Annotated in this window: 14 protein-coding genes; 5 read left to right on the top strand and 9 right to left on the bottom strand. The window is 73.9% G+C overall.

The annotated features are described in order from the left end of the window. Positions 1–2 precede the first annotated feature (2 nt). From ACIQG9_RS11440 to ACIQG9_RS11430, 3 genes are all read right to left on the bottom strand, one after another. The gene (locus ACIQG9_RS11440) at positions 3–656 is read right to left on the bottom strand and encodes an SAF domain-containing protein (protein ID WP_400400471.1); all 654 of its coding nucleotides are present in this window, start codon (positions 654–656) and stop codon (positions 3–5) included. Positions 657–771: 115 nt separating this feature from the next. Beyond that, positions 772–1,716: a hypothetical protein gene (locus tag ACIQG9_RS11435; RefSeq protein WP_400400468.1), complete on the bottom strand. Its 945-nt coding sequence runs from the start codon at positions 1,714–1,716 to the stop codon at positions 772–774. Beyond that, positions 1,710–2,273, bottom strand: coding sequence for a hypothetical protein (locus ACIQG9_RS11430; protein ID WP_400400466.1), 564 nt, complete (start codon positions 2,271–2,273; stop codon positions 1,710–1,712). Before ACIQG9_RS11430 ends, ACIQG9_RS11435 begins: the two co-directional genes overlap by 7 nt. A gap of 547 nt (positions 2,274–2,820) precedes the next feature. On the opposite strand from ACIQG9_RS11430, the gene ACIQG9_RS11425 reads away from it, so the two are divergent. Next, complete coding sequence (locus ACIQG9_RS11425) at positions 2,821–3,549, top strand: prepilin peptidase (protein ID WP_400400463.1); 729 nt, start codon at positions 2,821–2,823, stop codon at positions 3,547–3,549. An 88-nt stretch (positions 3,550–3,637) separates the two neighbouring features. On the opposite strand, the gene ACIQG9_RS11420 is transcribed toward ACIQG9_RS11425, so the two are convergent. Beyond that, a complete protein-coding gene (locus ACIQG9_RS11420; protein WP_400400460.1) occupies positions 3,638–4,264 on the bottom strand; it encodes a phosphatase PAP2 family protein in 627 nt (208 codons plus the stop codon). 194 nt (positions 4,265–4,458) lie between these two features. Then, positions 4,459–4,929: a hypothetical protein gene (locus ACIQG9_RS11415; RefSeq protein WP_400400458.1), complete on the bottom strand. Its 471-nt coding sequence runs from the start codon at positions 4,927–4,929 to the stop codon at positions 4,459–4,461. A gap of 151 nt (positions 4,930–5,080) precedes the next feature. Here ACIQG9_RS11415 and ACIQG9_RS11410 point away from each other — a divergent pair, with 151 nt between their 5' ends. Then, on the top strand, positions 5,081–5,863 hold the full coding sequence (locus ACIQG9_RS11410; RefSeq protein ID WP_400400455.1) for an SAM-dependent methyltransferase: 783 nt from the start codon (positions 5,081–5,083) through the stop codon (positions 5,861–5,863). 173 nt (positions 5,864–6,036) lie between these two features. Here ACIQG9_RS11410 and ACIQG9_RS11405 read toward each other — a convergent pair whose 3' ends face one another. The 4 genes from ACIQG9_RS11405 to ACIQG9_RS11390 form a co-directional block, all read right to left on the bottom strand. Further along, the gene (locus ACIQG9_RS11405) at positions 6,037–6,633 is read right to left on the bottom strand and encodes an FHA domain-containing protein (RefSeq protein WP_400400452.1); all 597 of its coding nucleotides are present in this window, start codon (positions 6,631–6,633) and stop codon (positions 6,037–6,039) included. Beyond that, positions 6,630–8,399, bottom strand: coding sequence for a protein kinase (locus ACIQG9_RS11400; protein ID WP_400400450.1), 1,770 nt, complete (start codon positions 8,397–8,399; stop codon positions 6,630–6,632). The genes ACIQG9_RS11405 and ACIQG9_RS11400 overlap by 4 nt, the downstream gene beginning before the upstream one ends. A gap of 142 nt (positions 8,400–8,541) precedes the next feature. Continuing rightward, positions 8,542–8,970, bottom strand: coding sequence for a hypothetical protein (locus tag ACIQG9_RS11395; RefSeq protein WP_400400448.1), 429 nt, complete (start codon positions 8,968–8,970; stop codon positions 8,542–8,544). Positions 8,971–9,187: 217 nt separating this feature from the next. Continuing rightward, positions 9,188–9,742, bottom strand: a complete 555-nt coding sequence (locus ACIQG9_RS11390; protein WP_400400445.1) for a TetR/AcrR family transcriptional regulator — start codon at positions 9,740–9,742, stop codon at positions 9,188–9,190. Positions 9,743–9,842: 100 nt separating this feature from the next. Here ACIQG9_RS11390 and ACIQG9_RS11385 point away from each other — a divergent pair, with 100 nt between their 5' ends. From ACIQG9_RS11385 to ACIQG9_RS11375, 3 genes are all read left to right on the top strand, one after another. Then, complete coding sequence (locus ACIQG9_RS11385) at positions 9,843–10,337, top strand: FBP domain-containing protein (RefSeq protein ID WP_400400442.1); 495 nt, start codon at positions 9,843–9,845, stop codon at positions 10,335–10,337. Positions 10,338–10,562: 225 nt separating this feature from the next. Next, a complete protein-coding gene (locus ACIQG9_RS11380) occupies positions 10,563–12,080 on the top strand; it encodes a chitinase (protein ID WP_400400440.1) in 1,518 nt (505 codons plus the stop codon). A 363-nt stretch (positions 12,081–12,443) separates the two neighbouring features. Next, positions 12,444–13,223 (top strand): hypothetical protein, encoded by a 780-nt coding sequence (locus ACIQG9_RS11375; protein WP_400400437.1) that lies wholly within the window; start codon positions 12,444–12,446, stop codon positions 13,221–13,223. Positions 13,224–13,404: the final 181 nt, after the last annotated feature.

Below are 13,404 nucleotides of genomic sequence, written 5' to 3'. Positions count from 1 at the left end.
GCTCAGGCCGCCTCGGTCAGTACGAGGGCGATCCGGTCCTGGGCGGCCAGCACCACCACGGCCGGGACGTCGCGGACGGCGAGCGCCAGGTAGACCACCACGTCGTCGTTGTCCGGGGCGACCGCGTCGATCACCGTGCCGGTGAACCGGGTGCCCGACGGCTGCTCGTCGGTGTTCTGGTCCGGGGTGCTGACCAGCAGCACCTTGTCGCCGGGGTGGAGCTTGCGGGCCGGCACCTTGCTCGGCTCCAGGCCCAGCGCGATCTGCTGCTGCCCCTGGCCGAGCAGCGGGGCGTCGGTGAGCTGCCCCATGGTGAGCAGCGAACCGGGGACGAGCGACACGGCGGCCCGCTTGCCGACCACCTCGTCCAGCTTCTTCGCCGGCACCGGGGACAGCCCCGCGCCCCCGGAGACCTGCACGCTGACCAGGTCGTCGGCGGTCAGGGTGCGGCCCACCTCGACCGGGCGGGCGACCGCCAGGTAGCTGCCGGTGGCCCGGACCGAGGTGACCGCGAAGGCCGCGCCGAGGCCGCCCAACGCGATCAGCAGCACGGCGAGGCCGAGCAGGCCCGGCCGGGTCCGGCGTTGCCGGACCACCTTGGGTGGGGCGACCGGGGCGTCCACCGGGATTCCGTTGCGGGTGGTAGCCAGACTCACCGTGTCATCTCCGTTCGCGCCTGCGGGGCTCGCCGAACCGGCGTACGCCTCGCGCTCACCGCTGCCATCTCCGTACGCGACCGCAGCGGTCGTCGGACGGGTGCGCACCGCACGCTCACCGGGTCACCACCTGGAGTTCCTTGATCTGGATCTCGACGGTGCCGCTGGTCCGGGTCTGCGCGATGTCGCCGCTCCGGCCGCCGCCGGTCCAGTGCACGTTCCAGAAGGTGGTGGCGCTGACCCGGTAGGTGCCGGCCCGGGGGTAACCGGTCTTGTAGCCGCAGTCCGGCGACGGCTTGCCGGCGTGTGGGCCGTTCACCTCGTACGGGGTGCCGGCACCCCGGCAGGTGATCTTCTTGCCGTCGCCCATGGTCCACACGATCCGGTTGACCTTGGCGGTGATCCGGACGGTCAGGCCCCGGTCGCTGGCGCGGGCGTGGAGCGGGCCGAAGTAGGCCGGGCCGGGGCTGGCCCACATCCAGACCGGCAGGCCGACCAGGCCGGGACCCTGGCTGCGCCGGGGTGCGACCGACGCCCGGGGCGGCAGCAGGCTGATCGAGGCGAGCGCCCGGCGGGCCAGCTCCTCCGGATCCGGCGGTGCGCCGTAACCGGGCGGCGCGTCGTCGAGCAGCACGACCGTCTGGGCACCCAGGTCGCCGCCGTTGCAGGTCTGCACGTACCACTGTTGGCCGGCCGGGGCGTCGGGCTGGGGCTCGGCCAGCTTGTAGTAGCAGCCGTTGGCGTTGTTGAACCAGCCGAGGAACGGGTTGTAGCAGGGCAGCGGCTTGCCGTTCCACTGGCACTTCGGGGTGGCGCCCGGGCCGTTGGAGCCGCCGGGGTCGTTCGGGCCGCCCGGGCCGCCGGGCACGCCCGGGTCGTCGTCCCAGACGTTGCAGTCGTGCTGGCCCGGCGGGCACTCGGCACCTGGGCCCGCGGCCTGCGCCGGTGGGGGCGCGACGACGGCCACCAGCAGGGCCAGCAGCGTCCCGGCGAGCAGCCGGCGGGGCGTCCCGGCCCGCGCGGGGCGGGTCGGGACGCGCCCTCCTCCCCAGGTCAGCACGGCTGGTCCTCGTGTGCGGCGCCGGAGTTGATCAGCCACCGGCCGTCCGGGTACCGGGTCGCGGTGGCGGTCGCCAGGTACCGGCTGCCGCCGGAGCCCGGCACCACCCGTTTGTCCTTGACGTAGACCAGCCGGTAGCCGGTGGAGTCCAGGCAGTCCTGGATCTCCACGGTCTGCGGGACGCCGTCCAGGCTGACCGAGGTCACGGTCGGGTCGGACCGCAGCGTCCCGGTGCGCACCGCCCCGTGCCGGCGGGTGTCGTCGATGGCGACCCGGACCCGGGTGAGCAGCGGGTCGGCCAGGAACCGGGTCAGCTTGGGATGGCGGGGGTCGCTGTCCCGGCTCGCCTCCCGGGAGGCTTCCAGGTAGCCGGCGTACGCGGCCAGGGCGGCCTGCTCCGCCGCCCGTTCCGCCACGGTCGGCTGGTGGGTGTCGCTGGCCGGCCGGCGAGCGGGTGCGGCGGCGGTATCCGGCGGGTCGCCGCAGCCGGCGGTGGAGCCGGCGACTGCGGCGATGACCAGGCAGGTGGTCCAGCGGCGGGGATGCCCTGTACGCAATGCCGTGCCCTCCTCGGTACACCCGGCGACTGCGATCCCGGCAGTCTCCGGGCATGCGACAGCGCGCCCGGATGATGCCGTCCGGACCTCGTTCAGGGATGCTGTCGCATTTACCTGTGCGGATCTTATGGAAATTGTGGAGCGTGGGTGTCTGGTGTGGCTTCCGACGCGCTTCTCGGGGGTTGCGTCGTACCCAAGGGGCGAGCATAGGCTGACGTGCGCCGATGCAACAGAGGCAATTCAACCGAACACGTTGAGTGATGATCGGAGGCGGTCAGGCGTGGGCGATGTCCAGGGGGGCCGGCCGGTGCGGTTGGTGGCACCCGATCGTGGGCCGGTCCGCACCGATCGGATCGACCCGGTCGTCGAAGCGGTCGCGTCACCCGGGGATTTGCGGCCTGTCGATCGATCTCGTCCGATCCGTCCGGGGGGCGCGACGGGTGCCGCCGAGGAGCCGCGCGGGGCGGTCGAGGCGCCGTCCGCACCCGTCCCGGACACCGTTTCGACACCGGACCGTTACGCCAGCCCGGTCGGAGGACTACCCTCCGTGTCGCCGGCCCGGCGGGTCCTGGCGACCCTGGCGGTCGTACCGGTGCTCCGGCTGCTGGTCGCCCGGTACGCCGTACCCACGGGGTCGGCGACCAGAGCCGGGTGCGACGGCTGCGGCGCACCGGTCGGGCTCGCCCGCCCGCTGCCGGCGCTCGGCCCGACGGCCCGCTGCCCGGACTGCCGGGCCCGGGTCGGCGCGCCGCCGCTCGCGGTCGAGGCGGTGCTGGCCGTGGCCGTGGCGGTGCTGGCGCTGGTCGACGGTTCGCTGGCCGAGCGGGCGGCGCTGGCCTGGTGGCTCGGCTGCGCGGTCCCGCTGGTGCTGATCGACCTGGCGGTGCACCGCCTGCCGGACCGGCTCACCTGGCCTGCGGCGGCGGGCGTCTGGCTGCTGCTCGGGGTGGCCGCGCTCACCGGGGCGGGTCCGGGGCCGTGGCTGCGGTCGGTGGCCGTCGGGCTGGCGCTCGGCCTGGCCTTCGCCGCGACCACGCTGCTGCTCGGTCGGCGCGGTTTCGGCCTCGGCGACGCCAAGCTGGCGCTGGGCGTGGGCGCGCTGCTCGGCTGGCACGGCTGGGCGCTGCCGGTCACCGGCCTGGTCCTGACCTTCCTGCTGTCGGCCCTGGTCAGCGTGGCGCTGCTGGCGACCCGCCGGGTCGGCTGGTCCAGCCATCTGCCGTTCGGCCCGTTCCTGGTGGCCGGCACCTGCGTGGCCCTGCTACTGGCGAGCTGAGCCGACTCAGCGGGCGAGGAAGGGCCGGCTCGGCAGTGGCTTCGGCACCCTGCGGGCCGGCGGCAATCCGACGCCGAGCAGGGCCGGCTCAGGGGCGGGGAAAGCGGCCTGCGGGCAGCGGGGCGGAGGTGGCGGCGGTGGTCCGCCGACGTAGCGCCTCGGCCACCGGGTGCACCGCCAGCGCGGTGCCCAGCAGGGTCACCGCGACCCCGAGCAGCAGGCCGGCGAGGACGTCGTGCGGGTAGTGCAGCCCGACGAAGACCCGGGAGAGCGCGGCGAGCAGGGCCAACGGCGCGGCGACCAGCCCGAGCCGACGGGAGAGCAGCAGCACGGCGGCGGCGAGCGCGCCGGCGATGGTGGCGTGGTTGCTCGGGAAGGACCAGTCGCCCACCGGTGGGCACCGCCCGGCCAGGATCGGCCCCGCGACCCGGCACGGCCGGTCCTCGTCCACCAGTGACTTGAGCGCCTCGCTGCACCCGTACGCCAGGACGACGGTGACCGGCGCGACCAGGGCGAGCGCCCGGCCCCACGGGTCGGCGTGGCGCAGCCGGGGCGCGGCGGCGGCCACCAGCAGCAGGCCGAGCAGGAGGATCACCCCCTCGGTGAAGTGCACCGCGAACCACTGCACCGGGGTCGGGGCGGCGTCCGCCACCTCGACGACGTCGCGGTACCACTCCACGCTGATGTCGGGAATATCTGTCGTGCCGGTCTGCACCACGGCTCACCTCACCAAGTGTTCATACCGCGTTCAGCTCCACGGGAGGGTAGGAAACGCGAGAACCAGGGCACAGTGTGCGATGGTGAGGAGTCGCCCCTGACCTTCGTCTCAGCAGGCCCACAGCGGCCCGGCGTCCGGCCGGTGCCGGAGCGCCGGGCCGTCACCGGGTCACGGCGGGTCGGGCGGGACGGTCAGGGCGTCTGCCGGCCGACCCCGCCGGCCATCCGCTCCCGTACGGCCGCCAGCTCCTCGAACGCGTACGCCCAGTTGTGGCACTTGAAGCTGCGCAGCCCGCCGATCGGGGTGTGGCAGTCGACGCAGTGCACCCCGCCGATCGCGTCCGGGACCTCGGTGTTGACGTACCGGCGTTCTCCGAGGATGACCGTGGCGATCATCGCCGGGTCGTGCACCCCCTTCAGGGCCGAGGAGACGATGTCCAGCCAGGTGACCCGCCGGCCGCACTTCGGGCAGTCCGGTTCGTCGCCGCTGACCCAGAGCGGTGCCCCGATGCTCTGCGCCGGCATGCCGAGCAGCTTCTCCAGCCGGCGTACGTCGTGTTCCGGCGTGGTCCAGCGGTGCCGTCCGGGCAGCGAGGCGGGTGAGTCGTACACGGCCCGGAACAGGGCCGGGTCCACCTCCACGGTCTCCCGCTCAGCGGTCATCGGGTACCTCCTCGCCGACGGTCGTCTCACCGTCATACCGGGACGTACCGCCCCGGCGCAGCCGGATGCCCGACACGGCGGGTCGGCGTTTCGTCGCCCCGGATGCTAGACATCAAGCAACGACGATGACCGCGAGGCAGGGGAGGGCCCGGTGACCACGCCGACCGACGCCGAGCAGGGGCCGAACGTGGCCCGGATGTACGACTACTTCCTCGGCGGGTGCCACAACTTCGCCGCCGACCGGGCCGCCGCCGAGCAGGTCCTGCGAATCTTCCCGGACACCGGGGTGGCCGCCCAGGCCAACCGCCACTTCCTGCGCCGGGCCGTACGCCACGCCGCCGAGCTGGGGGTACGCCAGTTCCTCGACGTCGGCGCGGGGCTGCCCACCCAGGGCAACGTGCACGAGATCGTCCGCCAGGTCGCCCCCGACTCCACCGTGGTCTACGTCGACTACGACGAGGTGGCCGTCGCGTACGCCCGGCGGCTGCTGCCGGTCGACCGCCGCACCACCGTCGTCCGGGGCGACCTGCGCCGGCCCGACGACCTGCTGGCCCACCCCGACGTCCGGGCCACCATCGACTTCGACCGGCCGGTCGCCGTACTGCTGGTGGCGGTGCTGCACTTCGTCACCGACGCCGACGACCCGTACGCCGCCGTCGCCCGGCTGCGGGACGCGACCGTCCCCGGCAGCCCGCTGGTCGTCTCCCACCTGACCTTCGACGGCATCCCGCCGGCCGTGGCCCAGCAGGGACAGGCCGTCTACCGGCGCAGCAGCGCCCCGCTGGTGCCCCGGCCGCACGCCGACGTCCTGCGCTTCTTCGACGGGTACGACCTGGTCGACCCGGGACTGGTGCAGACGGCCGGGTGGCGGCCCGACGGCGAGCCGGGCGATCAGGTCTCCCACGGGTACGCCGGGATGGGCCTGCGGCGCTGACCGCGCCCGGGAACCTCCCCGTTCCGACACCTGTCGCCGGGTCGCCCGCGCTGCTGTGATTCCTTCCGGACGGTCGCGCCGGTCCCGCCCTCGCGGCGGGAGCGACGCCCGTCGAACTGGGGGGAGTGTGCCCTTCGGGCCACGGGGGCGGCGGCCCGGAGGGCACACGCCGGTCAGCTCCCGGCCGGCACCGCCGCGCCCCGCCGGACGGCCTCGCCGGCCAGCCGGGCCCGCCGCCGATCGTCGTTGCTGACCAGCCCGAACTTGTCGTACAGGTGGGTCAGGTGCTTCTTGACCGCGCTCTCGCTGACCCCCAACGTGGTGGCCAGCACGCGCACGGTGGGCGGCTCCGGGAAGGCGGTGCCGCCCTCGACGTACGGCCGGCACAACGCCGTGACCAGGTCACGTTCCCGCCGGGTCAGCGCCGGTGCCGGCGGTGCCGGCTCGACCCCGACCGTGCGGGTGCCGGTGAGCTGGGCGGGGGCGCGGAACACCAGCCGGGCCGGGCCGATCTCCACCCGGTCGCCGTCGCGCAGCAGCCGTGCCCCCCGGAGCGGGCCGCCGTTGACCGTGGTGCCGTTCGTGCTGCCCAGGTCGCGGATCGTCCAGCCGGACGGGAAGCGTTCGACCAGCGCGTGCAGGCGGGAGACCAGCTTGCTGTCGATGGGCAGCTCGTTGCCGGGGGCCCGACCGATGGTCAGCATTCCGGCCGGCAGCGGCACCTGGCGGCTCGACCCCGCCAGGTGCAGCTCGAACCAGCCCTCGGTCACCGGTCGCACCACGCCCCGGTGGCCGCCGAGGTCGCCGCCCCCGACCGCGTCTCGGTCAGCGTCGCGGTGGCGGTGGTGCACCGGCCCGCCGACCGGTGCGGCTCGGTCCACAGCTCGTACGGCTGCCCGGCGGCCCGCTGCCGGGACGTGCCCCCGGCGTCCCCGACCCCCAGCGCCACGGACCAGGTGCCGCCGTCGGTCGCCACGTTGTCCCGGTACTGCTTCCACACCCAGACGTACGCCATGGTGGCCCGGCAGCCCGGCGACCAGTACTGCTTGACGGAGATCGCCTTCAGCCCGCCCGCGTACCCGTACGCCGACGCGCCGACCTGGTAGGCGTCGGCGTAGCAGGGGCCGGGCGGGGCGTCGTCCCGGCTGGCCGGGCGCGGCTGACCGGCGCCGGTGAGCGTGGTGGAGAGCCGTCGGCCGGCCACGCTCAGCTCCAGCGCCGCCCGGATCGGCCCGACCGCCAGCGGGGTGGCCACCAACCGCAGCTCGCAGCGGGCGCCCGGGGGCAGCGGGCGCGGGCTGCACCCGTCCGCCACGATCCGCAGGTCCGCGCGGGACGGCCCGGTCACCCCGACCCCGGTCAGCCGGACCGGCCGGTCGTCGCGGTTGCGTACCACCAGCACCTGCTCCGGCGAATCGCGGTTGACCTCCTGCGCGCCGAAGGCGAGCCGCGCCGGCAGGACCACCGGTGCCGGCGTCGGTAGGGCCTGCGACCAGCCGGTGGCGAGCACCGCCGCCAGCGCGGCGGCCAGCCCGACCGCGCGGAGCAGCGCGTGCCGGCGTACCCGGGGTGGCCGGCGCGCGACGGTGGCCGACAGGACCAGCGCGGCCCGGCGACGCTCGGCGAGCCACCGGCCCGGGGTGGGGCCGCCCGGCCGTCGCCCGGCGCCGGCGTCGCCGAGGACGAACGGGGTGACCACCAGCCCGGCCGATGCCTGCGCCGCGCGCAGCTCCTCGGCGAACGCGGCGGCGGTGGGCGGGCGCAGCGCAGGATCCTTGGCCATGGCCCGCTCCAGCGCCGCGCACACCCCGTCGGGTACGCCCAGCGGGCGCAGGTCGGGCACCGGGTCGACGGTGATCCGGCGCAGCAACGCGGCCAGCGAACCGCCCTCGGCCGGCGCGAACGCCGGGGTGCCCCGGATCCAGTGCAGCACGGTCGACGCCAGCGAGTAGACGTCGGCGGCGACCGTGGCCGGTTCGCCGCGCAGCACCTCCGGGGCGGCGTGCAGCACGCTCGCGGTGACCCGGCCGCGAGTGCCGCCCGACTGCCCGGACCGGGGGCGGGCCTGCCCGAAGTCGGCGAGCTTCGGCTCGCCGTAGCCGGAGACCAGGATGTTCTCCGGCTTCACGTCCCGGTGCAGCACACCCGCCCGGTGCGCGGTCTCCAGCGCACCGGCGACCAGGACCCCGCCGGCCACCGCCTCGGCCCAGTCGCCCGCCGCGCCGCCGGCCAGCCGGTCGCCCAGCGAGCCACCCTCCTCGTACGCCATCAGCAGGTACGGGTGGCCGGCGGCGGTCCGACCGGCCTGGTGCAGGGTGACGATGTGCGGATGGTCGGAGAGCCGGCCCAGCACCCGCAGCTCCCGCTCGAAGCGGGCGCGGGACGGGCCGTGCCAGTCGGCGGCGAGCACCTTCACCGCCACCGAGCGGGAGAAGGCGGGCTGCCAGGCCCGGTAGACGACGCCGAAGCCGCCCCGACCCACCTCGACGGCGTCGGTGCAGCCCTCGACGCCGAGGCACGACCCTGGGTATGTCACCGACTGTTCTGAGTGGACCATCGCCGCTGAATGCTACCGATGGCGTGGGACGGCACCCGTGGCCCGTTCGCCTCCGACCCGATGACGCCACCGGCCCGGGTCCCCGGCATGGGGGACCCGGGCCGAGTGACGGTCGGCCGGCTCAGCAGACCGTGCTGGTCGAGCCGCCGGTCGAGTTCAGGTAGCCGGTGACGTGGGTGCAGTGGGCGGCCGTGTTGGCCGGCTTGCCCCACAACTCCGTCCGGCTGGTGTTGTTCAGCTCGCCCACGCCGTAGTCGGTGCCGCTGTCCGACTCGTCGATGACGTGGACGTAGAGGTCCCAGGTGGAGTGCGAGGCGCGGTACTGCTCCCAGACGTAGATGTAGGCGTAGTTGTAGCCGCAGCCGTAGTACTGCTTCACCGACGCCGCCTGCATGCCGCCGACCGTGAGCACCCGGGTCGTCCCGATCTGCCGGACGCTGGAGCAGCTCGCCGGCGTGCTGGCCAGTGCGGGCGACGCGTCGACGAGGGCGACGGCGCCGGTGGCGAGGACCGCGGCAGCGGTCGCGAGGGAACGGCGGAGGATCGACATCTGGCCTGCCTTCTGCTGGGGTGAACGGTGATCAACTGCTGACCAGCGAACCAGGCCCGGCGCGGTGCCGACAGGTGCCGAACCGTCGACCTTTTCCTCCCCGCCGTACGCCTCCGGTCGCCCCGTCGGGTGCGCGTACATCGCCGGACGAGCCCTGCCCGGCCCTGGGCGGCACCGCTGTGCGCCACGCCGTTCCCAGGCCCGGGTAACGGGGTCGTCAGGCGGGCGGCCAGTTGCGCAGGACGGCGTCGAGGGCGTCCAGGGACCTGCGCCACGAGGCGTCCACCGCGCGTGGATGGTGGCGGAACCCGCCCGCCTTCTCCAGGCTGACGTACCCGTGCAGGGTGCCGTGCAGGAGCCGTACCGCGTCGGTCTGGTCGGGCTCGGGCAGCGGGTAGCCGCGCAGGACCGCCCGGGTCATCTCCGAGTGCCGGCGGGCCGCGCTGGCGGCTGCCGTCTCCGGGTCGAGCTCGATCTGTGCCGCGGCGTACCGGCCCGGATGCTCCTTCGCGTAGTCCCGGTAGGCGTTCGCGAAGGCCACCAGCGCATCCTTGCCGGCGCGGCCGGCCAGGGCGGCGGCGACCCGGTCGGCCAGCTCGGCCAGGGCCAGCGCCGCCACCCGCATCCGTAGGTCCTGCGCGTTGGTGATGTGCGAGTACAGGCTCGCGTCCCGGACGCCGAGACGGCGGGCGAGCGCCGAGACGGTCAGCTTCTCGAAGCCGACCTCGTCGGCCAGCTCTGCCGCCGCCTGGGTCAGGCGTTCGACGGTCACCCTCGCACGTGTCATGCGTTACCCCTGCCCTCAACCTAGGGACTCTAGGTTACCACCTAATCATTAGACGCTTTCTCCTAGTGGCGGTACGGTTTCGGCTATGGAACCCCTGTCCGAGCAGCAGATCCGCGCATCGTTCGTCAACTGCACCAAGGGTGAGTCGAAGCGCCTGGCCATGCCCAGGGACCTGGCCGAACGGCCGTGGGGTGACCTGGACTTCCTCGGCTGGCGGGACCCGGCCGCGCCGCAGCGGGCCTACCTGGTCGCCGGGTCCGCCGTCGGGCTGGTGGGGGTGGCGCTGCGGCTGGCGTCGCCCCGGGCCGGGCAGACCCGGCGCAGCATGTGTTCGCTGTGCCTGACCACGCACACCGGCGGCGGCGTCTCGCTGATGACGGCCCGCAAGGCGGGGCGGAGCGGTCAGCAGGGCAACTCGGTGGGCGTCTACATCTGCGCCGACCTGGCCTGCTCGCTCTACCTGCGCGGCAGGAAGGTGGCGGGGCTCGGCGGTCGGCTGCACGAGTCGATCACGCTGGCGGAGAAGATCGAGCGCATCGCGGCGAACCTGGCCGGGTTCCTGGACAAGGTGGTCGAGTGACCCGGGGCACACCCGCCGCGATCGCCGACCCGCCGGCCGCTGGGTCCGCTCCCCGCAGGTGGCCGCCGCTCGCCCGCCGCCCCCGCCGCCGACCTGGTGCCGCCCGGCCGGTGCCGCCCGTCCGGCCTGCGGATCCTGCCTGGACAACTACAGTTAACAAACCTAATAATTAGTCACCCGTCGATACCCCTCCGGCGGGGCAACCCCCTACCGTGAGGAAAGCGGATGCAGCGCAGTCTCCGAACACCGCTCCTGGCCGTCCTGGCGGCCCTCGTCACCGCCACCTCGGCGACCCTGGCCCTGGCCACCCCGGCCCGAGCCGCCGGTCCCACGGCCGTGTTCACCAAGACCTCCGACTGGGGCACCGGCTGGGAGGGTCGCTACACCATCACCAACGGCGGCCCGAGCACCATCACCGGCTGGCAGGTCGCCTTCACGCTGCCGCCCGGCACGACGCTCGGCACCTACTGGGACGCCACGGTGAGCAGCGCCGGCCAGCGGCACACCTTCACGAACCGGTCCTGGAACGGCACCGTCGCCCCCGGCGCCTCGGTGTCGTTCGGCTTCCTGGTTACCGGCGCGGGCTCCCCCACAGACTGCGCCCTCAACGGGGCCCCGTGCGGCGGCGGCACCCCCACCACCCCGCCGCCGACCACCCCGCCCCCGACCACCCCGCCCCCGACCACCCCGCCGCCCACCAGCCCACCGGCCGGTGGGCTGGCCAAGCACGCGCTGATCGGCTACCTGCACGCCAGCTTCGCCAACGGCGCGGGCTACCTGCGGATGGCCGACGTGCCGGCGGACTGGGACATCGTCAACCTCGCCTTCGGCGAACCCACCTCGGTCACCTCCGGTGACATCCGCTTCCAGCTCTGCCCGGTCACCGAGTGCCCCAACGTCGAGACCGAGGCGGAGTTCACCGCGGCGGTCCGCGCCAAGCAGCAGCAGGGGAAGAAGGTGCTGCTGTCGATCGGCGGCCAGAACGGGCAGGTGCAGCTCACCACGACCGCCGCCCGGGACACGTTCGTCCGGTCGGTGTCCGCGATCATCGACCGGTACGGCCTCAACGGGCTGGACATCGACTTCGAGGGCCACTCCCTCTACCTCAACGCCGGGGATACCGACTTCCGTAACCCGACCACCCCGGTCGTGGTCAACCTGATCTCGGCGATCCGCACCCTCAAGCAGCGCTACGGGGCGGGCTTCGTGCTGACCATGGCACCGGAGACGTTCTTCGTGCAGCTCGGCTACCAGTTCTACGGGTCGGGCCCGTGGGGTGGACAGGACCCCCGGGCCGGGTCGTACCTGCCGGTGATCCACGCGCTGCGCGACGACCTCACGGTGCTGCACGTGCAGGACTACAACTCCGGCCCCATCGTCGGGCTGGACAACCAGTACCACACCATGGGCGGCGCGGACTTCCACATCGCGATGACCGACATGCTGCTCGCCGGCTTCCCGGTGGCCGGGAACACCAGCGCCGTCTTCCCGCCGCTACGGGAGGACCAGGTCGCCTTCGGGGTCCCCGCCTCGACCAACGCCGGCAACGGGCACCTCGGCCCGGCGGGCGTACAACAGGCGGTGACCTGCCTGGTCAAGGGCCAGAACTGCGGCGGCTACACCCCGCGCAGCGGCACCAACCCCGGCTTCCGGGGTCTGATGACCTGGTCGATCAACTGGGACCGGTTCTCCAGTTGGGAGTTCCGGCTCAGCCACGGCCCCTTCCTGAAGGCGCTGCCCTGACCCGAGCTGCCGGACCAGTCGCGGACGCCGCCGGTGACGGCGGCGTCCGTGGTCAGTCGGCGGCGCAGACATCCCGGAGAGTCCGGGCGTCCCTCGTCGTCCTGGCCTGCGCTGCCGCGTAGTCTTCCGACACCATGCCGCTCAGGATGAAGCCCGGTGCCGGCGTCGGGGGAGCGCCCGCGCTCGGCGGTTCGTGGACGGGTGTCGTCGGCTCGGCCACCAGGGATTCCGCCGTTCCCGAGTCCCGGGCCGGCGGCGCTTCTCGTGACCCCCCGCGCCAAGCAGGTGCGCCGAGTCGGGCGGCAGGTGGTCACCAAGCCGACGCCAAGCGGACGCCAAGTCGATCGTGTGGTGATTCTCCCCATGAAACGTACGATTGCCCGGGCCGTTGCCCTTCTCCTGGTGTTCGGGGTGCTGGCGACGTCGGGAGCGGCGAGTGCCAGCCCGATCTGTGAGACCAACCCGATGGGATGCGAGCCCCCGCCGCCCCCGCCGCCTCCGGCCCGGACCGACAAGGCGCCCACCGGGGCGGCCCAGGCCACCGGGGTACAGGACAATGGAATTCTCGGCATCACCGGGTGGGCCACCGACAGCAACGGTGGGCCGGTCACCGTCGACATCACCTTCGACGGGGCGCTGGTCGCGTCCAAGCCGGCCAGCGACTTCCGGGTTCGGCTGCCGGCCGGGCCGATCGGGTTCACGCACACCGTCGTCGTCCCGCCGACCGGGCCGGTCCGGCGGCTGTGCGCGACCGCCCGAAACGTGCCGGACGGCAGCACGCCGGCGGCACCGTCCGTGCCACTGGGCTGCGTGGACTCGCGGCCGTCGAAGCCGACCGACCTGGTGCTGTCGGCGGAGAGCAACTACAACCGGAGCACACTGCGACTGGCCTGGACGGACAACGCGACCGACGAGACGTCGTACCTGGTCACGCTCAGCTATCTGCGTCGGCACTGGGAGGACAACTACTCCTGGTTGGAGCCGGTGACCGCGTCCATCGTCGTACCGGCCCAACCCGGGACCGGGCGGATGTCGCTGGTGCTCGCCGACCAGGACGCCAACACCCACTTCCAGGTGCTCGTGAACAGCCGGGTCGGCGAGATCACCTCGGAGACGCTGAGTGGCGCGGTCACCGCGCCGTGAGGTTCGTACCCGGCGCCAGAGGTTCCGGTGAGACCGGGGCTCGTCAGTAGGCACCTGCGCCCCGGTCGTCGGGTCGTTCCTCCTTCGCCCGATCAACGAGCACCCGTACCGACCGAACCGGCGCGACGGCGGTGGACCCGTACCCCTCGGTGCGGGTCCGCCGGTGGGTGACTCGTCTCGG

Origin of the sequence: Micromonospora sp. NPDC092111 (assembly GCF_044755745.1) — a bacterium.
Classification (GTDB): Bacteria; Actinomycetota; Actinomycetes; order Mycobacteriales; family Micromonosporaceae; genus Micromonospora.
This window is presented reverse-complemented; position numbering and strand designations above follow the sequence as displayed.

Coding starts and splice junctions, on each gene's coding strand:
- ACIQG9_RS11415 (WP_400400458.1), bottom strand. CDS start 4,929: ATGACCGCTGAGCGGGAGACCGTGGAGGTGGACCCGGCCCTGTTCCGG.
- ACIQG9_RS11395 (WP_400400448.1), bottom strand. CDS start 8,970: ATGTCGATCCTCCGCCGTTCCCTCGCGACCGCTGCCGCGGTCCTCGCC.
- ACIQG9_RS11385 (WP_400400442.1), top strand. CDS start 9,843: ATGGAACCCCTGTCCGAGCAGCAGATCCGCGCATCGTTCGTCAACTGC.
- ACIQG9_RS11380 (WP_400400440.1), top strand. CDS start 10,563: ATGCAGCGCAGTCTCCGAACACCGCTCCTGGCCGTCCTGGCGGCCCTC.
- ACIQG9_RS11375 (WP_400400437.1), top strand. CDS start 12,444: ATGAAACGTACGATTGCCCGGGCCGTTGCCCTTCTCCTGGTGTTCGGG.